Below are 22706 nucleotides of genomic sequence, written 5' to 3'. Positions count from 1 at the left end.
CTTTCGGGGTAAAGCCTCGGGCCCGATCCACTACGGTATCCGATGCCCCGCATCACCATTGTCGAAACCGGCCTCCTCGGTCCGCGGCTCCGCGAGCGCCACGGCACCTTTCCGGAGATGTTTCAGCGGATGATTGGCGCCGCTGATGCGTCGGTCGAATCCGACGTCGTGAGCCTCGCCAATGGCGAGACGCTTCCGGATCCCGCAGGGCTCGATGCAATCCTGATCACCGGCTCGGCCGCCGGCGTCTACGACGATTTCGACTGGATCGCGCCGCTCGAGGATTTCGTGCGCGCCGCCCATGACGGGAGCATCCCGATGGCCGGCATCTGCTTCGGCCATCAATTGATCGCGCAGGCGCTCGGCGGCACCGTGCGCAAGTCGGACAAGGGCTGGGGCATCGGACGTCACGTGTATCGGCTGGCGCCCGACAATGGGCTGCTCGCGGGCGAGGCAGTCGCCGTCGTCTGCTCGCATCAGGACCAGGTGATCGCGCCGCCGGCATCGGCGCGCACCATCATGTCGTCGGACTTCACGCCGCATGCCGGATTGCTCTATGCCAACGGCACCACGCTGTCGGTGCAGCCGCACCCGGAATTCGACGCGGACTTCGGCTACGCGCTGTGTGAGCTGCGCGAAGGCGTCGCGCCCGATGCGGTGGTTGCGACCGCCAGGGCATCGCTCGCCGACCCGCTCGACCACGACAAACTAGGTGGCGCGATCACTCGCTTCCTCACGCGCCGGCGCGGATGAAATGCGACAGCGTCGGCCGCTCAGCTCATGCTGCCCGGCATGAAGCAGCGCACGCGCGGATGGCCGTCGATATAGTGTTTCCACACCATTGTTCGTCCGACCTTGTTCGGCTCGGTCACCACGGCCTCATCCGGCACCACCACCCACTCGTCGTCGAGATGCACGCGATAATGCCCATGATCGGACTCCCAATCCGGATCGGCGACGAAGTAACCGTCGGCGTCCGAACAGCACGGTCCGAAGTCGCTGTGCAGGCTCTCGAACCAGGATTTGAGCGGGGAATTGGCGTAGCGGCCATCGTCACGCGCCAGCGTCGGTGATGCCAGCCACATCGTGCCGAGCAGCAATGCCGCACGCGTGATGGCGTGCATGGTGTTGTCTCCGCGGTTGGCTTCGGCCGCGGGTGCCAACGTCGCCTGGACGCCCGCCGCACGACTGCGGCAGACGATCGCATGACGAGTCAGCGCCCCAGCCACCTCAGCACAAGGTATGCAAGAGCGGCGCCAAACTGCATTCCGGGAGACTACTGTCGACGAAAGTATCGCGTGCGGTTTCCGTTTCGCAGCCGCTCGCGAAGGCAAGGTGCGCCTCCGGTTGATCGTCGCCGCGGAATCGGGTCAGCCGCTGGCGGCAACGCCTGGGCTCGTGACGTCATCGCCTGCGTGTTGCCGCAGCAGCCGTGACGACACTTGCAGGGCGCAATCGACGAAGCGGCGTGCCAGCACCGAGGCGTCGGCGGCGCGCATGCCGACCAGCAGCCGGCTCTCGGCATCCGGCGTGTCCAGCGGCTTGGCGACGACGTTGGCTACGCCGGCATCCTGGTAGCAGGACGGCAGGATCGAGAGCCCGATCCCCGCCGCAACCAGGCTCAGTACGGTGCGCAGCTCATGCGCCTCCTGCACCATGCGCGGCGCAAAGCCGGCACGCCGGCACAGCATCGCGGCCTGATCGCCGGCGCCGCAGCCGCTATCCGCCATGCCGACGAATTCGTAGTCCGCGAGATCGGCCACATTCAATTTCCCGGGCCGGCCGGCCAGCGGATGATGCGTCGGCAGGAACACCATCATCCGGTCGTGCCAGATGTTGTGGACCTGCAAGTCCGCCCCCGCCCTGAAATCGAGCGGCGGGCGCATGATCGCGACGTCGAGCTCGGCGTCGGCGAGCGCCTGGAGCTGCTTGGCGGTCGACATGTGCCGCAGCTCGATTCGCACCTTCGGATAGAGCGTGCGGAAAGTCCGGAACAGCTCGGCGAACATGTCGAGCATCGGGACCGAGCCAGTGAAGCCGACACGGACCACGCCGGCCTCGCCGCGGGCCGCACGCCGCACCGTCTCCGACGCCAGGTCAAGCTCGCCGACGGCGCGCCGCGCATGCTCGAGCAGCAGCTTGCCGGCCTGGGTGAGTTCCACGGCCCGGCGGGTCCGCGCCAGAAGCTGCGTCCCGAGTTCGTCCTCCATCGCCTTGATCTGGGTGCTCAGCGGCGGCTGGCTGACATGCAGGCGCCTGGCGGCGCGGCTGAAGGAAAGCTCCTCGGCCACCGCGATGAAATAGCGAAGCTGCCTGTAGTCCATCGCTTATTCCGATTCCCTATAAGTGAGGGGTCAAACAGGTATTTGACCTCTCCGGATCGTTTCCCGATCCTGGTGCCAAATGACCTGTCCTCCAAGGGGACGACACGGGGAGACGCGCGAAAGATGCCAGAGATTGCAGCCGTGAGGCGCGGCGTTCGGGGCCGATCAGCCATGCGAAATCGGAGCGGGCGCTAGATGTCCGTGTTCCGCGTTCTCGTCACCGGCGACAACCTCGCCCCCGCAGCCGTCAGTATCCTGAAGGACATTGGCGCCGAAGTCGTGCTGATGCCAGGCACGATCACGCCCGAACGCATCGCAGCCGAAATGGCCGGCGCTCCAACGCAGGCGGTGCTGATGCGCGGCAATCCGCTGATATCGGCTGACGTCATCGCCGGCAATCCGCATCTGCGGGTGATCGCCAAGCACGGCGCCGGGATCGACAGCGTCGACGTCGAGGCCGCGACGAGGCGGCGCGTTCCTGTGATGGTGGCGGGCGACGCCAACGCGCCTGCCGTCGCCGAGCATACGATCGCCCTGATCCTTGCGCTCGGCCGCGACATCGTCAGCCTCGACGCTCGCACCCGTGCCGGCGCGTGGGAACGCCCGACCTATCGCGGCCGCGAGGTCCGTGGCCGCACGCTCGGCCTGATCGGCTTCGGCCGCATCGCCCGCCATGTCGCACGCACGGCCACCGCGCTCGGCATGACCGTGATGGCGCTCGGCCGGGACAAGGGACGCATCGACCCGGCACTGGCGAGCGAAGCCAAGGACCTCGATGAACTGCTCGCCGTCTCCGACATCGTGAGCCTGCATGCTCCGCTGACCGAGGCGACACGCGGCATCATCAATGCCGAGCGCATTGCCGCAATGAAGCCGGGCGCCATCCTGATCAACACTGCGCGCGGTGCGCTTGTCGACGAGGATGCGCTGCGCGCGGCGCTGGAGAGCGGACACCTCGCCGGCGCCGGTCTCGATACGCTGGCGGAGGAGCCGCCCGCGAAAGACCGGCCGATCCTGCAAGCGCCGAACCTGATCGTGACGCCGCACATATCGGCCCAGACCGGCGCGGCGATCACGCGAATGGGTGTCGAGGCGGCACGCAACATCGCGGCAGTTTTGACGCAAGGCGACATCGATCGCGCCAACGTGGTGAACCCGGCGGCACTCGATCCGCCCTGAACCCCATGAACGAACCGGCACGACAATAACAGGAACGCCGCGACACCAGGGAGAGACGAACATGACATTGGGGTGGCTGTCCAGGCTCACCGCCACCGAGCGCAAGACCTTCTTCGCCGCCTTCGGCGGGCTGGCGCTCGACTCGATGGACACCACGATCTACGCGCTGGTGACGCCGGCGCTGATCGCAACGCTTGGCCTGTCGCGCCCGGACGCGGGCATCCTCGCCTCGTCATCGCTGATCGGCACCGCCATCGGCGGATGGATCGCCGGCATCGCGGCCGACAGATTCGGCCGGGTGCGCGTGCTCCAGTTCACCATCCTGCTGGTGGCGCTGTCGACCTTTGCCGCCGCCTTCGCCAACGGCTTCTGGTACATGCTGGTCGCGCGCGCCATCCAGGGCATGGGCTATGGCGGCGAGGCCGCGGTCGGCGCCGTGCTGGTGGCCGAGGTGGTCACGTCAGGCATGCGCGGCCGCGTCGCCGCAGCGATCCAGAGCGGCTATGCCGTCGGCAACGCGCTGTCGGTCGCGCTGTTTCCGGTGATCTTCGGCTTTCTGTCGCAGGACATGGCCTGGCGGGTCTTCTTCGCGATCGGCGTGCTGCCGGCACTGCTCGTCTTCTTCGTTCGCCGCTTCGTGCCGGAATCCGCGATCTTCGCCGAGCAGGCCGGAACGCGTAACGCGACGTCTGACGGCAGCGCATTCTGGACCATCTTCACCGGCGAGCATCTGTTCAAGACCCTGGTCGCGACCTTCTTCACCACGGGCACGCTCGGCGCCGCCTATGTGATGATCACCTGGCTGCCGACCTATTTGCAGACCGGGCTGCATCTGCCCGTCGCCCACGCCGCAGGCTATCTCGGCGTCAACATCTTCGGTTCGTTCGTCGGCCCGATCGCCTTCGGTCTGCTTGCCGACCGCCTCGGCCGCCGCAAGAGCTTCATGCTGTTCCTGGTCTGCCAGGCGCTCAATGTCGCCGCCTACACCCAGTTGCCGATCGGCCAGAACATCACGATCGTGCTCGGCTTCTTCCTCGGCGCGCTGCAGGCAGGGCTCGCGTCCGGCCTGATGCCGACCTTCGCCGAATTGTTTCCGACCTCGATCCGCGCCAACGGTGCCGGCTTCGGCCTGAGCGCCGGCCGCGGCCTTGGCTCGATCGTGCCCGCGACCGTCGGGATCCTCTCGACCCGGATGCATCTCGGCGACGCGATGGCGCTCTGCGCGATCTGCGGCTATGCGGCGGCGTTTTGTGCTGCTTTTATGCTGCCGGAGCAGCAGGGCATCGATCTCAGAACGATGGCCACGGAGCCATCCGCAAGCGAATCCGAACGCCCATCCCATGATAATGGAGCAGGGCGCGTCGAGATCATCCGAATGGAGAAGGCCAAGCCATGATCATCGATTGTCACGGACATTACACCACCGAACCATCCAAGCTGCACGTGTTCCGCGACAAGCAGCTTGCCGGCCTCGCCGACAGGACGCGGCGCCCGCTCACCACCAATCTCGGCATCACCGACGACGAGATCCGTGCCAGCGTCGAGGGCGCGCAGCTCAAACTGCAGAAGGAGCGTGGCACCGACGTCACCATCTTCTCGCCGCGGGCCTCCGGCATGGCGCATCACGTCGGCAAGGAAGCGACCAGTGTCGAATGGACCAAAATCTGCAACGACCTCGTGCATCGGGTCTGCACCCTGTTTCCCGGCAATTTCGTTCCGGTCTGCCAGCTGCCGCAAAGTCCCGGCGTGCGGCCGGACAACTGCATCGGCGAGCTGGAGCGCTGCGTCAACGAGCTCGGCTTCGTCGGCTGCAACCTCAATCCGGACCCAGCCGGCGGCTACTGGTGCGATCCGCCCCTGACCGACGAATGGTGGTTCCCGCTGTATGAGAAGATGGTCGAGCTCGACGTGCCGGCGATGGTCCATGTCTCCTCGTCCTGCAATCCCTGCTTCCACGGCACCGGCGCGCATTACCTGAACGGCGACACCACCGCCTTCATGCAGTTCCTGACCTCCGATCTGTTCAAGCGCTTCCCGACGCTGCGCTTCGTCATCCCGCATGGCGGCGGCGCGGTGCCCTATCACTGGGGCCGCTATCGCGGCCTGGCGCAGGACATGAAGCGACCGCCGCTCAACGAGCTCCTTTTGAAGAACGTGTTCTTCGACACCTGCGTCTATCACCTGCCCGGCATCGAGCTCCTGACCAAGGTGATCCCGGTCGAGAACATCCTGTTCGCGTCGGAGATGGTCGGCGCGGTCCGCGGCATCGATCCGGAGACCGGCCATCACTTCGACGACACCCGCCGCTACATCGACGCGCTTTCCCTGAGCGCGGCAGACAAGGCCAAGATCTTTGAAGGCAACGCGCGCCGCGTCTATCCCCGCCTCAACGCCCATCTCGACCGCCGCGCGCAGTAAACCCACGGTCAAGCAGAACCCCGGAGAAAACCGATGGCCACAGGATTTGCAATTCACAAGGCGAAGTGGAAAGTCCCGCCCGAAACAGTCGCGCAGTACCGCACCCTGCCCGTCGCCAATATCAGCGACGTGATGTCTCGGATCGCCGGCACCAACCGGCTGCGGCCGATGCACGCCGGCGGCTGGCTCGGCGGCCCTGCGCTCACCGTCAAGACCAGGCCGGGCGACAATCTGATGGTGCACAAGGCGATCGATCTCGCCGAGCCCGGCGACGTGATCGTGGTCGATGCCGGCGGCGTGCTGGTCAACGCCATCATCGGCGAGATCATGTCGACGCTCGCCGAGAAGAAGGGCGTCGCGGGCTTCGTGATCGACGGCTCGATCCGCGATGCCGGTGCGATCCGCGCCGGATCGTTCCCGGTGTTCGCCGCCGGCGTCGCGCATCGCGGCCCCTACAAGGACGGCCCCGGCGAGATCAATTGCGCAATCTCGATCGACGGCATGATCGTCGAGCCGGGCGACCTCATCGTCGCCGATGACGATGGCGTGCTGTGCGTGCCCTATTCGGAGGCTGCGGAGATATGCAAGCTGACGCAGGCCAAGAAGGCCACGGAGGAGAAGGCCATCCAGCAGATCCTGGCCGGAACTCCCGACCGCCGCTGGGTCGACGAGACCCTTCAGCGGTTGGGTTGCGAGTACAAGGACTGATGTTGCCGTTTTAGCGGCCGAAGAACAGCGGGGACTGGCCGGGCAGCAGCGGCGAATTGATGTCGCTGTCCATGCGCTCCGAACCCGACTGCACGAACGTGGCTCCGAGTTGCAGCGTGACATTCGACGTCGGCCGGAATTCGAGGCCCGCACGCGCGGCAAAACCGGCGGGAACGCTGGAGCTTGAGCTGAAGGGCGCAAGCGGGCCGCCCGCGCCGGGCGGATTGTACCTCAGGCTGTCGAAGCCGGCGAAGAACGTGACGGGCATGTCGCCCGCGCCCTTGAAGTTGTAGCCGACCTGCGCGCCGTCATACGAGTAGTTGCCGAAGGCGCCGTTCAGACCGAGACCACCGCGCTCGCCGGCGCCAAACCAGCCGGTCGGAAGATTGCTGCTCAGATAGGAGAAGCCGCTGCCACCCTGGCCGTTGCCGGCGTCGAAGCCTGGAAAGTCGCCGTAGGTAGAAGAAGGCGGAGTACCGCCGAAGCCGAACAGCCCGCCGGGGAGCCAGTATCTCACCGGGCCGGACTGGGCCGAGGCGTGCTGCCCGCCGAGACAAAGCATCGCCATCACGATGGCGAGACCATATTTGCGTGCGAAAGAAGACATCCTGCCTGCCGCCAAATCTGCTTCGAATTATAACCTCCAGATATCCGGAATGCCAGTACGGCGCCCCCTGCGCGGCGCCACAATTATCGTTGTTTTGGAACATCTTGAGCCCGCGCCTGACATTGCCTGCGGACTGCCACGCTGCGTATCTTCGACGGGATTGACACGCGACCCGCAGCCACTGTTTCGAAAGGCGTGCAAGATGCCGCAGGATCTGCACTCCCTCATCTATGTCAGTCACAGCAACAGCCATGTCAGCCACGACGCGGCGGATCGGATCATCAACGATATTCTGCTGACGTCGCGGACCAGGAACGCAAGGCTCGGCGTCACCGGCGCACTGCTGTTCAGCGAAGGCTGTTTCACCCAGGTTCTCGAGGGAGACAAGAACGCGGTCGAGACCATCTATGACGCGATCCAGCGCGACATGCGCCACAGGGATGTGACCTTGCTCAGTTTCAAGCCGGCCCGTGTTCGGTATTTTTCCGAATGGTCGATGGCCTATGCGGGGATTTCAGTCGGCCCTGTCTGGACATCGAAGATCGAAGGCCTTCTCGTCAACCCGTCGGCGATTGACGGCGGCGAGCTCGGCTGCGATCTGATCGAAATGATGACCGACCTGGTTTGGCATCAGGAGCTGGATCGCCCCGCGTTTCGCGGCCCGGGCTGACGATCTTCAGTATCGCGCACGCACGCGCTGGCCGGAACTCCCCGCCGCACGCAATCTCACTCGGACTCCGCATCGCCGGCCTGCACCGCAACGACGCCCGGAATTTCCGCGATTCGCGCCGCAAGCTTCGGAATGGACCTTGTCCCGCGCACTTCCATCAGCAGCGTCACGACATCGGCGGCGCCTGATGATCCGTCGCCGGCTTCCTCGACCGGCGCGGTCTCGTCGCCCCATTCCTTGCCGTGGCCTCTCGCCTGCTGTCCGCCCGATTGCCTGCCGTGACGGTTCAGGTCCCCCTCGCCCTCGACGTTCACCCGCGACACCACAAAATCGTGCTGCGTACAGAGGGTCAGGACCTGCCGGAGCACGCCCAGTCGGCCGCGATAGGTGACGTGAATCCGGGACGGCGCCCAGCGTGATTTGGGAAGCCGGCGTTCGACGGCGGGAAGGACGGCGACGATGAACATATGACCCGCGGTGACCGCGATCGCGAGAATCGGCAGGCCCACGCCGCAGGCCATGCCAACGGCCGAGGTCAGCCAGACGGTCGCGGCCGTGGTCAGGCCGCGGACGATGTCCTTGCGCACGAAGATGACGCCGCCGCCGATGAAACCGATTCCGGTGACGATCTGCGCCGCGATGCGCGACGGATCCAGCACGATCCGGTTGGCCTCGAGAATATTGGTGAAGCCGTATTTCGAGACGAGCAGGAAGAGAGCGGACGCAAACCCGACGAGCGTATAGGTGCGCAGTCCTGCGCTCTTCTGACGGATCTCGCGCTCCAGACCGATCATGGCGGAAAGGACAAACGCCAGGCCCAGCTCCCCAAGCTGGAGCCATCCCTGGCCGATCGGCTCTCCCGGCATGACACTCCCCCTCGCTTCGACGACCCGGTCCGCTTTCCGCGTTGTTCCAATCGGGAACAGCGCGGATTGTTCCGGAGCCGCCGGCATCAGGACCGGGAAAGCGGGTCGAAGCTTTGCCCCTTCGCGCCGCGCCGGGCTTGCTCAGCGGGCCCGATCCGCCGCCACGATCCCGCCGATCGCTGCGATCAGGGCCGCGTTGAAGACGTTGGGATCCTCGATCTGCGGAATGTGCCCGACGTCGCTGAGCACCTTGAGCGACGCACGCGGGACCAGCGAGCGAAAATCATTCGCCTGCGCAAGCGGGGTCACGTCATCGCGGTCACCCCAGATCATCGCAACCGGAACGGCGATCCTGGCGACCTCGGCGCGCGACGAACTCAGCGCCGCGCGGTCGGAGCCTGCGAAATAGAGCAGCCAGTCTGCGATATGGGAGGTCGTGCCGGCCACGCGCATCGGCGCCTTGAGGATATCAAGCGTGGCATCGTCGGCCGCCTGCTTCCGATAGATCAGTTTCGAGAGCAGGACATGCGTCGCCAGCGGATTGGTCGCCGTCGCCGAGACGAGCAGCTCGCGCAGGGGGCGATTGTCGAGGATCTCAGGCGCGTCTGACGGCGCCTGTGTCAGACCGAGTGCGGCGTCGACAAGGACAAGCCCGATGGTGCGATCCGGATGCCTCAACACATATTCAAGCGCGGCGCCGGCTCCGAACGAATGACCGACGACGACCGCTCGGCCGGCGCCGAGCGCCGTCAGCATTCCGTCGATGCGCGCAGCCTGCTCGGAACGGGTGTAGCCGCCCTGTCGCTCGGAGTAACCGAACGGCGGGAGATCCGGCGCGATCGGCCGATATCCTTCGTTCTTCAGCGCGGCCGTGGTCCGCCACCACAGTCCGCTCCAGGCCGCGGTGCCGTGAAACAGCACGACCGGAATGCCGCCCGCCGGCCCCGGATCCATCACGAAGATACGGCCGTGGCCGCTGTCGACGAACTTGCCGTCGGCGGGTGCCGCATCGGCCGCGGTCTCGGTCTCCCTGATATGCGCCGCCAGGCGCAGCGCACCGAGGCCTGCGGCGACGATGCCGGCAACAACGACCAGCGAGACAACCCCGCCGATCGCGATGCGCCTGAGCAAACCCATCATCGGCGGCCGCAGCCCGCGGTCAGCACCGGCCAGACCAGCCATGCGCTATGTTGGTAAAGCGATTTGACGGTGTCGTCATCGGCCGTCCGCATCGCGAGGAAACCGCGGCCGGATGCCAGGAGGTCGCCGTCAACGCCGGCGAGCTGGCCAGGATCACCGAAGGCAACCACCACGGTCGGCGTCACGACCAGCGCGGCGGCCGCCATCCCGATAAACCAGACGGCAAGGACAGCGGCAACACCACCGGCAAAGCGAAACAGACGGCGACGTGCCCTAGTAATCATAGGCATGTTCGAACCTGGCCCCGTGCGCCTCGACCGCGGCGGGAAGCGCCGCCACGGCCGCGACCCCGGTATCGTATCCCACTCTGCGCCATCCGGGCATCGACTGCACGTCGGTTTCGAAGATGGATTTGGCGCCGGCGACCTGCGGCAGGCCGCCGGGCGGCACCAGCACCGTGGTCAGGATCCTGGTGTTGCCGGCGATCTCGCCAAACGACAGGCCCTTGCCGCCGACCTCGCGGATGATGCCGGTGAACTCGCGGTAGCGCGGCGTGATCATCAGGACACCCTGCCGCCCGTCGCCGGCATGAACCTCGCGCACGACGCGGATCCGGCTGTCGGTCGGCAAGGCCTGCGCCGACGGCGCCAGCACCACGCTGCCGATTTCGAGGTCGGCGGGCGACAGGCCCGCGAGCGCCCCAATCGCCTTCGCATAGAGCGACTTGACGCCATATTGCAGCGACAGCGAGAAGCGCCGCTCGATCGCGCGCAGCGAAGGCTCGAACGGCACGTCGTGCCACAGGGCCGAGAGCTTGTCGGAGAATGGATATTGGTACCACGGCGTCTGCTCGAGGAACTTCGCGTAGTCGTCGAGCAGCGCCTGGTTGAACGCGTCCTCCCTGGCAGGCTTGGGCCCGCGCCAGGCGACGGCGAGCGCGCCGATCGTTCGTTCATAAAGCCCCTGCACCGCCATCTCGGCCGTGAAGCTCGAGCCGATGATATAGTCGGTGAGCATCTGGTCCTGCGAGGCCGGCCGCGCGGCCGAAGAGGAGCGCCGCGCCCCGCACAGGCTGGACCAGAATCCGCTGATGCTCCCGATATAGTCGAACGACGATTCCGAGGACGCGCGCGTGACGCCGGCGAGGTCGGAATAGGCGTAGACGATGTACCATTCCGGATAGGTGAGATAGGTGTCACCCTCGGCGCGCGCGTATTTGGGATCGTCGATGGCGAAGCCGGCCGCCGCCGCCGGCGCAGCACCGTCGGGCGTGCAGCCATACTGGACGTAGCCGATCTCGGCCGCGCAGAACGCGACGAACAGGAGGATGGCCACGCCAACGGCGGCCGCGATCCGCCGGAGCCATTTCATGCAAGGCTCCTCCGCGCGGAGAAGCCGGTCAGGATGCCGAACGCGCCGAGCGCCAGATGCGGCACGCTCGAGGCCACCTTCACATAGGTCGAGGTCGAGCGGATGCCGTCGATGAAGATGCTGAGGTCGAGATAGCCGGAGCCGGTGAAAACGCCCATCACGCCGTCGAGGAAATACAGCACGCCGAACACCCGCAGGAAGAAGATCGAGGCCTGACGCGAGATCAATGCGGCGGCAAACGCCCACAGCGCGGAGGCGAGATGCAGCGCGTCCTTGTAGATGTCGAGATGGAACAGCCCGAACACGCGCCCTTCGGAATCCAGGAAGGCCGGGATGTAGTCGGTCGCGGCCGCAAACAGCAATGCAGCGCCGAGCAGACAGGCGGCCAGCCGAGAACGATCGATCATTCGCATGTCCTCACGAGAAATAGGCGTCCCACATCATGTTGCGGAACACGAGGGAAGGGTCGAGCCGGCGCTTAGCGGCGACGAACTCCGCGGTGCGGGGATAGATCGCGCGAAGCTGGTCGCGTCGTGCATGCAGGCGATACGGCAGATAGAACGCGCCGCCGAGATCCTTCACGCCCTCGATCAGCGCCTCGGTCATCCCCATCATGTCGACCTCGCCCTCGGGACCGATCTCCTGCGCGAACGACATCACCGCCGCGATGCGTTTCCCGGGCGCATAAGCCAGCACCGCGACGGGATCGGCATCGACATAGCGCAGCGTGACATTGAGGAATTCGGCCCTGGCCTTCGGAATGATGCGCCGGCACAGGTCGACAAAGCCGGTGAACCGGTCAGGCGGGACGAAATATTCGTGCAGGATATCGGTGCGGGTGGGATCCCCAGAGGCGAGGTTGACGACCGGCTCGGCCATCAGGGCGTTGCGTGTCGCAGCTCCCGCAATCGACGGATTGACCGAAGCCTCCATGAACCAGCGCAAATTCTTCGCCCATTCGCGGCCGGTCTGGAACCGGTAGACGTCGCGCGAGAAGGCGGTGAGCGCGCCGTGATCGACCACGGCGGGAAGCGGCGACGGCTGGGTGGTGGCCGGGCGATAGGTGATCATCAAGGCCTCGTCGAACAGGCTCCCGCGCGCGACCGAGAGCCTGCCATAGGCCATCCGCACCGCCGGATCCTTCTCGACCGCATTGATGAAGGCGTCGGCGAAGCGCGACGGATCCATCCGGGCATAGGTCGGCTCCAGCAGCGCGTTGGGCGCCATGTCGAGCTCGAGATCGATGATGGCGCCGAGCAGGCCATAGCCGCCCATCGCCAGCGCGAACAGCTCAGCCTCCTTGCTGCGCGAACATTCGACCAGTTGCCCGCCGGCGAGCATGATTCTGGCAGATCGCACGGTCGACCCGAACGGGCCATAGCGCGTGGGCCAGCCATGCGAGTTGACGCAGAAGGTAGAGCCGACTCCGAAGTCGCTGTTGGACTGCATCACGGCCGGAGAGAAGCCTTGCGCATCGAGCGCGCGGATCACCTCGAACCAGCGCATCCCGGCGCCGACGCGATAGGTCATGCTGGTGCGATCGATCTCGATCGGCCCGCCCGTCAGCGTGATCGCCACACCATCTTTCGGGATCGACTGGCCACCCATGGAGTGGCGGGCAGTGCCGATCGCAAAGGGACGCCCTTCCGCCGCCGCGGAGGCGATCTCCTCGCGGACCCGGTTCACCACCTCGTCGGTGCTGGCTGACTTCAAGGCGATGTGCTTCGCCACCGATGTCGGGTTCAGCCGACTGGCGTCGTTGATGATGGGCCGCGGCGCAAATTCGGCCCGGGCCGGCGCGCCGCCGGAGACCACCGCCGCCGCAAGTCCGCCCTTGAGGACGGATCGTCTCGATAGCGTCAATTGAATTTCCCCAGAATCATCGCCCTGTGATTGTAGTCGACAAGCGTCGGGCGAACCAAGCCGCGGGCGCCTTCGCGAGAGCGCAATCCCCATCGCGACACGATGGCCGTGCGGTCCGTCACACCCGATCTGCCGGACGACGCGAGGCGCGACGCGACGGGCGCCCCGGCCCCTTGCCAACGGCCCGGCCAGCCCTTATGTACACGCCTCTTTTGGTAGAGCGAGCGACCCAGGTATCCAACATGCGGCAGTCACAGCGAGCAGCAGTGCTGATGACGGGAGGGCTAATGCCCTCGTCCGCCGCTATTCTGCTTTGGACCTGACCTCACCACGTCACACCTGACATCGTGAAGCGGCCCGGAGCGGAAGCGGCTCCGGGCGCCGAACGAGCTCTCGCGGCGCCTCGAGTCGTGCAACCCAGCACGGGAGCTCGAACACCACAGGTGTCCCATGGCCAAAGAGAAGTTCATCCGCCTCAAGCCCAACTGCAATGTTGGCACGATCGGCCACGTGGATCATGGCAAGACGACGCTGACGGCAGCGATGACGAAGGTTTCAGCCGATCACGGCTGGGGCGCATTCGTCTCCTATCAGGACGTTGCCAAGGCTTCGGCCGCGCAAGGTACGCGTGACGACTCGAAGATCCTGACCATTGCGACGAGCCACGTCGAGTTCTCGACGGCGGCGCGCCACTACTCGCATGTCGACTGCCCCGGCCACGCCGATTATGTGAAGAACATGATCACGGGCGCGGCGCAGATGGACGGCGCGATCCTGGTCGTCTCCGCCGTGGACGGTCCGATGCCGCAAACGCGCGAGCACATCCTGCTCGCGCGCCAGATCGGCGTGCCACGCATCGTGGTGTTCCTGAACAAGTGCGATGTCGCTGATGATCCGGAGCTCGTCGATCTCGTCGAGATCGAGGTGCGCGATCTGTTGTCGAAATATCAGTTCGACGGTGACAACGCGCCTGTCGTGCGCGGCGCCGCGATGCAGGCGCTGCGCGGCGAAACGGGTCCGCTGGCGGATCAGGCGATCCTCAAACTGTTCGAGGCACTCGACAGCTATATCGAGCTGCCCGAGCGGCCGAAGGATCGCCCGTTCCTGATGCCGATCGAAGGCGTCCAGTCGATCGCGGGTCGCGGCACGGTCGTGACGGGGCTCGTCGAGCGCGGCACGATCAGGCTCGGTGACGAGGTCGAGATCGTCGGCCTCGGCGAAACCCGCAAGTCGGTCGTGACCAGCATCGAGAGCTACCGGAAGATCCTCGATCAGGGGCAGGCCGGCGACAATGTCGGCTGCCTGCTGCGCGGGATCGACAAGGCTACCGTGCAGCGGGGTCAGGTGCTGTCGCACCCGGGCGGTGCGTCGTCGCACAGGACCTTCCGGGCGGAAGTGTATGTGCTGACGAAGGACGAAGGCGGGCGGCATACGCCCTTCTTCGCCAACTATCGTCCGCAGTTCTACTTCCGGACCGCCGACGTCACCGGCACCGTCCAGCTCGCCGATGGCGCTGACATGGTGATGCCGGGCGACAGCGCCGAGTTCACGATCGAACTCAACAAGGCGATCGCGCTCGAGGCGCGTTCGCGCTTTGCGATCCGTGAAGGCAACCGCACCGTCGGTGCAGGGGTCGTGACCGAGATCGTGGAGTGACGTATGGGGGCCTGGTGAGAGCCAGGCCCCCATTTCTCGCGACAGCGAGCCGTGACCTCGATCATTTCGCAGCGCCCAATATTTCAGCGCACTGCACAAAACCGGTCTGGCAGCGCTGCGCCGCTGGTTCTTGAACTCTCAACTTCTCAAATTGCTCAATCTCGTTATCGCAGCACATCCGCGAACCAACCGCGCTTTGCGGCTGGCCTGAATGTTGCTTTCACAACCCTTGACTCCGGATGCGGTGCTTAAGTCAAATATACGGACGAAAAAATCGGATGTAGGCTTTGCGCGAGGCGCTCTCACTTGATCTCACCTGACGACCTGATGAGGAGACTCCCATGAAACCGTTCCAGTATACACGCCGTGCCTTCAATGCAGGGGCCGTTGCGGTCGCCGCCATCGCGGCGACCGGTGGAAGCGCCGCATTGGCTGAACAGAAGGTGGTGAAGATCGGCATTATCCTGCCCTTCACGGGTGCCGACGCCGAGGACGCCACCCTGATCAAGAACGGGGCGATGATCGCCTTCGACGAGGCCAACGCTGCAGGCGGGATCGCCGGATACAAGATCGAGCCGGTCATCTACGATGACGGCACGGCCACCGCCGGCCAGTATGATCCTGCCCAGGCCGCGACCAGCACCAAGAAGCTCGTCGCCGATCCCCTGGTCGTCGCCAATATCGGGCCGGAAATGAGCGGCAGCGGCAAGGCGATGTCGCCGATCCTCAGCCAGGCGGACATGGCGACCATCACGCCATCCTCGACCAATCCCGACATCACCGATCCGAAGATGGCCGCCCAGTTCCGTCCCAAGGGCAAGGCCGTCTACTTCCGGACCGTGACGACGGACGCCTTCCAGGGCCCGAACATGGCCAACTACTTCAAGGCCAAGCTGAAGGTGAAGACTGTGTACATCCTCGACGATTCCGGTGCCTATGGCGTCGGTCTCGCGAATGCCTTCGAAAAACGGGCGAAGGAGATCGGTCTCGAGGTGCTCGGCCACGACCAGCTCGATCCCAAGGAAGCCGACTACACGACCGCTCTGACCAAGATCAAGGCGCTGCATCCGGACGCGCTCTACTATGGCGGCGTCGCCCAGGCCGGCGTCAAGCTCGCCAAGCAGGCGGCGGAGACCATTCCGAACATCATCAAGGCCGGCGGCGATGGCGTGGCCGGCGGCAGCTTCCTCAAGGGCGGCGGCTTCCCGGCGGTCGAGGGCTGGTACGGAACCAATGCCGGTCCGCATTTGACCGAGAGCCCGGAGGCGGCCGGCTTCGTCAAGACCTTCCAGGAGAAGTACAAGGCGGTCCCGGACGATTATTCGATCACCGCCTATGACGCGGCAAAGGTCATCCTCGCGGCGGTCGAGACCGTGGCGAAGAGCGGCAAGGAGATGAACCGTTCCAACATCCGCGACGCGATCCAGGCCTCGAAGGTCCAGACCCTGCAAGGCACCGTTTCGTTCGACGAAAACGGCGACATCCTCGACCGCACCGTCAGCGTGTTCCAGTATCGCCACGACGACAAATACCCTGCTGACGACATCACGCACCAGTTGAAGTATCTCGAACCTGCGCCGCAGTCGTAGGCTCGAGGCTCGTGATGCCGCATCGAGGGGACCGGCAATGAGCAACTGGGACATCCTGCTGCAGCAGATCATCAACGGTGTGAGTCTGGGCGCGATGTACTCGCTGCTCGCGCTCGGCTTCACCATGGTCTACGGCATTATCGAGCTGATCAACTTCGCGCACTTCAACGTCTTCATGGTGGGCTCGTTCATCGCCATGTGGACGCTGGAGGCGATGGGCTTCGCCGGCCAGTCGCATGTCCTGTACGGGCTGCCGCTGGCCGGCATCCTGATCGCCGTGTTCGTCGTCACGATGCTGGGATCGGGCATTCTCGGCGTCGCGATCGAGCGGTTCGCGCTACGGCCTCTGCGCGGTGTGGCGGGCACCGCGCCGATGATCACCACGATCGGCGTGTCCTACATCCTCTACAACGTCGTGCTGCTCGGGGCCGGCGCAGACTCGAAGAACTACTCCAACCCGATGCCCAACACCGCGTGGATCTTCGGCGGTGTCACGCTGCGCCTGCGCGAGGTGCTGCTGTGGACCATCTCGCTCGTGCTCATGGTCGCACTGAACTATTTCGTCCGGCGGACCAAGATGGGCAAGGCGATGCGGGCGATGGCGCAGGACCAGGAAGCGGCACGCATGGTCGGCATCGACGTCGACCGGGTCGTGATCATCACCTTCTTCCTCGGGTCGGCGCTCGCAGGCGCGGCCGGGCTGATCTTCGGGCTCTACTACAATTACACGAGCTACCTGATCGGCTATACCTCCGGCCTGCGGGCTTTCACCGCGGCGGTGCTCGGCGGCATCGGCAACATCCCGGGGGCGATGCTGGGCGGCGTGGTGATCGGGCTCATCGAATCGCTGGGCGGCCAGTACATCGCGGTGCGCTGGACCGACATCATCATCTTTTCAATGTTGGTGCTCGTGCTGGTGCTGCGCCCCTCGGGGCTGCTCGGCCGCGCAGCACCGACCAGATCCTAGGGTGACGGCGTGTCGAATTCACCTCTCGAACGCGCCCAAGACATCGCAGGCGACATCGCAGGCGGCATCGCAGCCCCGACCACCGCGCGCCCGCAGGGCCGGTTCGCCGCCATCCGTGCGCGCGTCGCCAGCGAGCAGTTCCGTCCCTACCTGCTCACCGGCATCCTCATTGCGGCGCTCGCCTTCCCCTATCTCGACGGCAATGAAGGCGACATCGATGCCGCGGCGAATGCGCTCTCCTATGCCATGCTGGCGCTCGGGCTCAACATCGTGGTCGGCTTTGCCGGCCTGCTCGATCTCGGCTATGCGGCGTTCTTCGCCATCGGCGCCTATACCTACGGCGCGCTGTCGTCCTACCAGATCCAGCCGCAGTGGAGCAGCTTCTGGGAGCCGTTCCAGTGGCTCGGACTGGTCCAGCACCTGAACGCGGAGGGCGGCGCCGGCACCGTCCATTTCGACGTGTCGTTCTGGCTGATGTTGCCGATCTCTGCCCTGGTCGCCGCCTTCTTCGGTATCGTGTTCGGCGCACCGACGCTCAGGCTCAAGGGCGATTACCTTGCCATCGTGACGCTCGGCTTCGGCGAGATCGTGCCGATCGTGGCGCGCAACACACCGACCATCACCAATGGCGCGCAAGGCCTCAGCGGCGTCAACACGCCGAAATTCTTCGGCTACGATTTCGGCGTGTTGTCGACGCCCTACTACTATTGCGGGCTGGTGCTCATCGTCCTGCTGATCTTCATCAGCACGCGGCTGAAGCAGTCGCGCGTCGGCCGGGCCTGGCTTGCGATCCGCGAGGACGAGATCGCCGCCGAGGCGATGGGGGTCAACCGGACCAGGCTCAAGCTGCTCGCCTTTGCGATCGGTGCCGGTTTCGCCGGCGTGACGGGCACGTTCTACGTGGCCAAGCTGCAGACCGCCTCGCCCGAGATGTTCATGTTCCCGGTCTCGGTCATGATCCTCGTCATGATCGTGCTGGGCGGCATCGGCAGCGTCGCCGGCGTGGTGATCGGCGCGCTCCTGCTGCAGTTGCTGCAATCCTGGTTCCTGCAGGACCTGACACAGTGGATCCATGCGCTCGGCAAGCTGACCGGCATCGAATTCCTGCAAAGGATCGACCTGGTCCAGTCGATCGAGCTGATCTTCGGCATCATTCTCGTCGTGATGATGCTCTATCGCCGCCAGGGGCTCATTCCCGAGCGCACCGCGGTCACCGCGCTGACCTACGAGCAGCAGAACGCGATGCCGTCGCGGAGCGAGGTTGAGGCCGGGCTTGCGCCGCTGCACCGGCGGACCATTGATCCGGGCAGGCCGCTGCTCGAGATCAAGGGCCTGGCGAAATCGTTCGGCGGCATCAAGGCCGTGAACCGCATCGATCTCGACGTCATGCCGGGCGCGATCGTCGCCATCATCGGGCCGAACGGCTCCGGCAAGACGACATTCTTCAATCTCATCACCGGCCTCATCAGGCCGGACGGCGGTCACGTGCTGCTCGCAGGCGAGGACGTCACCGGATTGAAGCCGCACCGGATCGCCGACAAGGGCATCGCGCGCACCTTCCAGAACCTGCGCCTGTTCCCCCACATGACGCTGCTGGAGAATGCGCTGGTGGGCGCCCATACCCGCACCTCGACGGGGGCGGTCGGCGCCGTGCTGCGCCTGCCGCGCGTGAAGCGCGAGGAGGCCGCCGCACGCGCCCGCGCACTGGAAATAATCCGCATCTTCGGCAACCGGCTGATGCCACGCCTGCAGCACCTCGCCTTCTCGCTGTCCTACGCCAACCGGCGGCGGCTGGAGATCGCACGCGCGCTGGTCTCGGAGCCCATGCTGCTGCTGCTCGACGAGCCGACGGCCGGCATGAATCCGACGGAAACGCTGGAACTGGCGGATCAGATCCGGCAGCTGCGCCAGCGTGGCGTGACTATCCTGCTGATCGAGCACAAGCTCGACGTGGTCAACGAGATCGCGGACAAGGTGATCGTGCTCGATCACGGCGAGAAGATCGCCGAGGGCACCCCGAAACAGGTCCATTCAAACAAGGAAGTGCTGCGTGCCTATCTTGGACGAACAACCGACGCCGTCGCAGCGGCCGCCGCCGCTTCTTGAGTTCAAGGACGTCAACACCTATTACGGCGAGCTTCACGTCCTGAAGGACGTCGATTATCGCGTGGGCCAGGGCGAGATCGTCTGCCTGCTTGGCGGCAATGCGTGCGGCAAGTCCACCACCATGAAGACGATCCTCGGCATCGTGAAGCCGAAGAGCGGCACGATCAGCTATGCGGGTGAGCGCATCAACGACCTGCCGACGGCGCAGCGGGTGAAGCGCGGCATTGCGCCGGTGCCGGAGGCGCGCCGGCTGTTTCCGCGCATGACCGTGCTGGAAAACCTGGAGATGGGCGCCTTCACGCGCGACGATCTGGTCGAGATCGAGGCCGACAAGGAGCGGGTGTTCGGCCTGTTCCCGCGCATCAAGGAGCGCCTCAAGCAACAGGCCGGCACGCTGTCCGGCGGCGAGCAGCAGATGGTCGCCATCGGCCGTGCGCTGATGGCGCGCCCGAAGCTGCTGTGCATGGACGAGCCGTCGATGGGCCTGTCGCCTGCATTCGTCGAGCAGGTGTTCGACATCATCCAGGTGATCAACCGCCAGGGCACCAGCATCTTCATGGTCGAGCAGAACGCCAACATGGCGCTGTCGATCGCCAACTACGGCTACGTCCTGCAGACCGGCCAGGTGGTGCTGCACGGCTCGGCCCAGAGCCTGCGCGACAACGAAATGGTGCAGCAGGCCTATCTCGGCGAGATGAAGGCGGAACCGGCCCCAGTTGGCGCCAACGGGGAGTAGAGCGTTTTCGAGCGAAGTGGATACCGGTTCGCGTGAAGAAAACGCGTCAAAATAAGAATCTAGAGCTTCGGTTCTGATTCAATCAGAACCGAAATTGCTCTAGAACGGTCGGGCGCCCTGTCTCGACTGTGTTCGAGCCGGGCCTGCAGGCTGCTCAGTAAAGTACGGATGGCGTGTACGCGCCGGCCGGGTCGTCCGCCAATAAACCTGGTGCCGCGGCGCGGTCGTCATGAACTTCTCGGTGTCGCGGCTTGCGCAACGCACCCCGCGAACGCCGCTTCGTATTGTTCGGCGAGGTCCTCGACCAGCTCGGCAGCTCCGCCGATTGCGCGGACGCCCGAGACGGAGTGCCCCGCGCTCCAGACCTCGATCCAGCGACGCGCTCCCTCTCCAGGATTCTTGCCGCCAAACTTTTCCCGGGCACGAGCTTCGGACATCGACTCGTCCAGATTGGCAGGATCGAGCCCCGCGGCAACGATCGACGGCCGCAACATGCTGGCGTCGAGACCGGTGAAGGCCTTGGTGAGCATCACGTCATCGAGCGTGCTGTCGACCAGCATCTGACGATACGCATCGCTGGCCATGCTCTCGCGCGCGGCGATGAAGCGCGTGCCCATATAGGCGAGGTCGCAGCCGAGCACGCGCGCGGCCGCCAGCGAGGCGCCATCGGTGACCCCGCCGGCAAGCACGATCGGACCGTCGAACATGGCACGGACCGCACGCACAAACGCAAACGGGTTGGCCCAGCCGGTTTGGCCCCCGGCGCCTGCGGTCAGCAGGATCAGGCCGTCGGCGCCCGCTTCGATCGCCTTCTCGGCGTGGCGCAACGACGCGATGTCGGCAAACACCAGGCAGCCGATGTCGTGCAACGGCGCAACAGCCGCTGCCGGCGAGCGCGTCTACCCGCCCGGCACCGGCTTCGATGCCGCGCTGACCTGCGAGACCGTGGAACTCGCGCTGGCAGAAGCCAGGCGCAGCCCAGAAGATCTCGACATCATCGAACTGCACGACGCGTTCACGGTCGAGGAGTTGCATTACATCGAAGGCATCGGCCTTTGCCCGGAGGGTCATGGCGTCGCGATGCTCAAGGAAGGCGCACTCGACATCGGCGGACGATGTGCGGTCAATCCCTCCGGCGGGCTGATCGCGATGGGGCACCCGATCGGTCCGACCGGAATCGGCCAGATCGGCGAGATCACGATGCAACTACGCGGCGAAGCCGGCCCCCGTCAACACCGCGACGCACGGATCGGCCTCGCCCATATGGTTGGCGTGGGCGCCGTCTGCTACGTGCACTTGCCTGAACGCCGCGGCTAGTGCACCCGCAACGATCGTCCGCGGCCGAATGGATGGAGCACGCGGACCATTTCGCAGACCGCGACGAGGCCGGCGAGCCAGACGGCGCCGAGCAGTCCAAGACGCATCACGATGGCCGGCGTAAACGCCCCTGCTCCACCCAGCATCGGCGTTGCCGCAAGCAGCGTGACCTCATAGGCGGCGTAGCCGCAAACGAAGGCGAGAAAGAAGGATAACAGCGCGCGATTGTGCGGCAGCAGGCGGAAGGCCACCGATGCCGCCGCGGTTGCGGCGAGCGCTGCTGTCCCGATCACAAAACCCCAGGCGATCGTCCGGGCATCGATCGGATAGTGCAGCGTGCCGAATCCGATGGTCTGGTTGACCAGCCACGTTCCGACGACCACCAGGATGGCCGTGCGGAACGGCAGCGCCGCCGCCGCGATGACAGCGAACGCAGCGAAGGGCGTCGCGCAGGCCAGGACAAGGCTGGCGAGCGCGCACGACGCGGTCAACAGCGCAAAGCAGAACATCGGCGCGTAGCGCGCTTCGACCGGGCGCAGCCGGACACCGCCGGCAGACGGCAGAATATTGAAAGCCATGAATTTCTCCTTCCGCCGCGATCCTGTCCAAGCCGCGAGCATTGATACCTGCCGGCTTGCAGACACTGGCACCTCAACCTCGGGGACCTCGAACTCGCCAAGTGTCGCGTGGCCAAAGTACCACATATCGTGACCTCACGCATCGGGACCAGACCACCTTGCTTGACTCGCCGGGGAACTCTGTTCAGTCTCGAAACCGGTAGTGCCGAAAGGCCATTCAAGGGAATGCGGTGCGTCCTCGCGGACAATGCCGCAGCTGCCCCCGCAACTGTAAGCGGCGAGCCGACGACAATTGAGCCACTGGGATCACTGTGATCCTGGGAAGGTGGTCGAAGGCGTCAACCCGCGAGCCAGGAAACCTTGCTACCGGTCGTGGTCATGTACTGACGCATTGGGCGGGGTGCTCCAGCGCGTTGCAAAGCCGAAGAGAGCTGCCGTGTCAGGGGCGAAGGGCAGATTTCAGCGGTGAATGTACGTGACGGCTTTATTATTCGCCGTTGGTCACCACCGTGTTCATTTCAGGCAACGTTTCGTTTCGTGCGCGCATTCCTGCGCCATCCTCACGGTTGATCTCGTTCAAATCGTGCTGGCTGTCCGGTTCAGCGATTGCG

At 65.3% G+C, this 22706-nt stretch carries 23 protein-coding genes and 1 riboswitch; of the genes, 12 read left to right on the top strand and 11 right to left on the bottom strand.

Annotation, left to right across the window (positions count from 1 at the left end; translation table 11 throughout):
- The first annotated feature begins 42 nt into the window (after nt 1-42).
- Nucleotides 43-753: a type 1 glutamine amidotransferase gene (locus JQ586_RS03725; RefSeq protein WP_212393144.1), complete on the top strand. Its 711-nt coding sequence runs from the start codon at nt 43-45 to the stop codon at nt 751-753.
- A 20-nt stretch (nt 754-773) separates the two neighbouring features.
- Here the strand turns inward: JQ586_RS03725 and JQ586_RS03720 are convergent, their stop codons facing one another.
- Nucleotides 774-1124: a hypothetical protein gene (locus JQ586_RS03720; RefSeq protein ID WP_212393143.1), complete on the bottom strand. Its 351-nt coding sequence runs from the start codon at nt 1122-1124 to the stop codon at nt 774-776.
- Between the two features lie 246 nt (nt 1125-1370).
- Nucleotides 1371-2324 (bottom strand): LysR substrate-binding domain-containing protein, encoded by a 954-nt coding sequence (locus JQ586_RS03715; RefSeq protein ID WP_212393142.1) that lies wholly within the window; start codon nt 2322-2324, stop codon nt 1371-1373.
- Between the two features lie 195 nt (nt 2325-2519).
- Here JQ586_RS03715 and JQ586_RS03710 point away from each other — a divergent pair, with 195 nt between their 5' ends.
- The 4 genes from JQ586_RS03710 to JQ586_RS03695 all read left to right on the top strand — a co-directional run bounded on the left by JQ586_RS03710 (nt 2520) and on the right by JQ586_RS03695 (nt 6629).
- Nucleotides 2520-3503 carry a hydroxyacid dehydrogenase gene (locus JQ586_RS03710; protein WP_212393141.1) on the top strand — a complete coding sequence of 328 codons (984 nt, stop codon included), beginning with the start codon at nt 2520-2522 and terminating at the stop codon, nt 3501-3503.
- A 61-nt stretch (nt 3504-3564) separates the two neighbouring features.
- Nucleotides 3565-4899: an MFS transporter gene (locus JQ586_RS03705; protein ID WP_249147254.1), complete on the top strand. Its 1335-nt coding sequence runs from the start codon at nt 3565-3567 to the stop codon at nt 4897-4899.
- Nucleotides 4896-5921, top strand: coding sequence for an amidohydrolase family protein (locus JQ586_RS03700; protein ID WP_212393140.1), 1026 nt, complete (start codon nt 4896-4898; stop codon nt 5919-5921). The genes JQ586_RS03705 and JQ586_RS03700 overlap by 4 nt, the downstream gene beginning before the upstream one ends.
- 33 nt (nt 5922-5954) lie before the next feature.
- On the top strand, nt 5955-6629 hold the full coding sequence (locus tag JQ586_RS03695) for an RraA family protein (RefSeq protein WP_212393139.1): 675 nt from the start codon (nt 5955-5957) through the stop codon (nt 6627-6629).
- 10 nt (nt 6630-6639) lie between these two features.
- Here JQ586_RS03695 and JQ586_RS03690 read toward each other — a convergent pair whose 3' ends face one another.
- The gene (locus JQ586_RS03690; protein WP_212393138.1) at nt 6640-7236 is read right to left on the bottom strand and encodes a hypothetical protein; all 597 of its coding nucleotides are present in this window, start codon (nt 7234-7236) and stop codon (nt 6640-6642) included.
- Between JQ586_RS03690 and JQ586_RS03685 the strand changes: the two genes are divergently transcribed.
- Entirely contained in the window at nt 7217-7906 is a 690-nt protein-coding gene (locus JQ586_RS03685) for a BLUF domain-containing protein (RefSeq protein WP_212393137.1), read from the top strand. The genes JQ586_RS03690 and JQ586_RS03685 overlap by 20 nt on opposite strands.
- A gap of 56 nt (nt 7907-7962) precedes the next feature.
- On the opposite strand, the gene JQ586_RS03680 is transcribed toward JQ586_RS03685, so the two are convergent.
- From JQ586_RS03680 to JQ586_RS03655, 6 genes are all read right to left on the bottom strand, one after another.
- The gene (locus JQ586_RS03680; protein WP_212393136.1) at nt 7963-8772 is read right to left on the bottom strand and encodes an MgtC/SapB family protein; all 810 of its coding nucleotides are present in this window, start codon (nt 8770-8772) and stop codon (nt 7963-7965) included.
- Nucleotides 8773-8913: 141 nt separating this feature from the next.
- Complete coding sequence (locus JQ586_RS03675; RefSeq protein WP_212393135.1) at nt 8914-9912, bottom strand: alpha/beta fold hydrolase; 999 nt, start codon at nt 9910-9912, stop codon at nt 8914-8916.
- Nucleotides 9909-10118 (bottom strand): hypothetical protein, encoded by a 210-nt coding sequence (locus JQ586_RS03670; RefSeq protein WP_249147253.1) that lies wholly within the window; start codon nt 10116-10118, stop codon nt 9909-9911. The genes JQ586_RS03675 and JQ586_RS03670 overlap by 4 nt, the downstream gene beginning before the upstream one ends.
- Before the next feature lie 67 nt (nt 10119-10185).
- The gene (locus JQ586_RS03665) at nt 10186-11283 is read right to left on the bottom strand and encodes a hypothetical protein (protein WP_212393133.1); all 1098 of its coding nucleotides are present in this window, start codon (nt 11281-11283) and stop codon (nt 10186-10188) included.
- The gene (locus JQ586_RS03660) at nt 11280-11690 is read right to left on the bottom strand and encodes a DUF4383 domain-containing protein (RefSeq protein ID WP_249147252.1); all 411 of its coding nucleotides are present in this window, start codon (nt 11688-11690) and stop codon (nt 11280-11282) included. The genes JQ586_RS03665 and JQ586_RS03660 overlap by 4 nt, the downstream gene beginning before the upstream one ends.
- 10 nt (nt 11691-11700) lie before the next feature.
- Nucleotides 11701-13146: an FAD-binding oxidoreductase gene (locus tag JQ586_RS03655; protein ID WP_249147251.1), complete on the bottom strand. Its 1446-nt coding sequence runs from the start codon at nt 13144-13146 to the stop codon at nt 11701-11703.
- 450 nt (nt 13147-13596) lie between these two features.
- Here JQ586_RS03655 and tuf point away from each other — a divergent pair, with 450 nt between their 5' ends.
- The 5 genes from tuf to JQ586_RS03630 all read left to right on the top strand — a co-directional run bounded on the left by tuf (nt 13597) and on the right by JQ586_RS03630 (nt 20200).
- Nucleotides 13597-14802: an elongation factor Tu gene (gene tuf / locus JQ586_RS03650; RefSeq protein WP_212393130.1), complete on the top strand. Its 1206-nt coding sequence runs from the start codon at nt 13597-13599 to the stop codon at nt 14800-14802.
- 341 nt (nt 14803-15143) lie between these two features.
- A complete protein-coding gene (locus tag JQ586_RS03645) occupies nt 15144-16391 on the top strand; it encodes a branched-chain amino acid ABC transporter substrate-binding protein (RefSeq protein ID WP_212393129.1) in 1248 nt (415 codons plus the stop codon).
- A gap of 37 nt (nt 16392-16428) precedes the next feature.
- Nucleotides 16429-17358: a branched-chain amino acid ABC transporter permease gene (locus JQ586_RS03640; protein WP_212393128.1), complete on the top strand. Its 930-nt coding sequence runs from the start codon at nt 16429-16431 to the stop codon at nt 17356-17358.
- A 9-nt stretch (nt 17359-17367) separates the two neighbouring features.
- A complete protein-coding gene (locus JQ586_RS03635; protein ID WP_212393127.1) occupies nt 17368-19464 on the top strand; it encodes an ABC transporter permease subunit in 2097 nt (698 codons plus the stop codon).
- Nucleotides 19409-20200: an ABC transporter ATP-binding protein gene (locus JQ586_RS03630; protein WP_409410955.1), complete on the top strand. Its 792-nt coding sequence runs from the start codon at nt 19409-19411 to the stop codon at nt 20198-20200. The genes JQ586_RS03635 and JQ586_RS03630 overlap by 56 nt, the downstream gene beginning before the upstream one ends.
- 227 nt (nt 20201-20427) lie before the next feature.
- Here JQ586_RS03630 and JQ586_RS03625 read toward each other — a convergent pair whose 3' ends face one another.
- Nucleotides 20428-21069 carry a nitronate monooxygenase gene (locus JQ586_RS03625; RefSeq protein WP_212393126.1) on the bottom strand — a complete coding sequence of 214 codons (642 nt, stop codon included), beginning with the start codon at nt 21067-21069 and terminating at the stop codon, nt 20428-20430.
- Here JQ586_RS03625 and JQ586_RS03620 point away from each other — a divergent pair.
- Nucleotides 21059-21517 (top strand): thiolase C-terminal domain-containing protein, encoded by a 459-nt coding sequence (locus JQ586_RS03620; protein WP_212393125.1) that lies wholly within the window; start codon nt 21059-21061, stop codon nt 21515-21517. The genes JQ586_RS03625 and JQ586_RS03620 overlap by 11 nt on opposite strands.
- Here JQ586_RS03620 and JQ586_RS03615 read toward each other — a convergent pair.
- Nucleotides 21514-22095: a hypothetical protein gene (locus JQ586_RS03615; protein WP_212393124.1), complete on the bottom strand. Its 582-nt coding sequence runs from the start codon at nt 22093-22095 to the stop codon at nt 21514-21516. The genes JQ586_RS03620 and JQ586_RS03615 overlap by 4 nt on opposite strands.
- Nucleotides 22096-22278: 183 nt before the next feature.
- Nucleotides 22279-22478, top strand: a riboswitch (cobalamin riboswitch).
- Nucleotides 22479-22706 lie beyond the last annotated feature (228 nt).

It is taken from the genome of Bradyrhizobium jicamae (genome assembly GCF_018130215.1).
Classification (GTDB): domain Bacteria; phylum Pseudomonadota; class Alphaproteobacteria; order Rhizobiales; family Xanthobacteraceae; genus Bradyrhizobium; species Bradyrhizobium jicamae_A.
The sequence above is the reverse complement of the archived record's forward strand: the minus strand, read 5'-3'. Positions and strand labels throughout refer to the sequence as shown.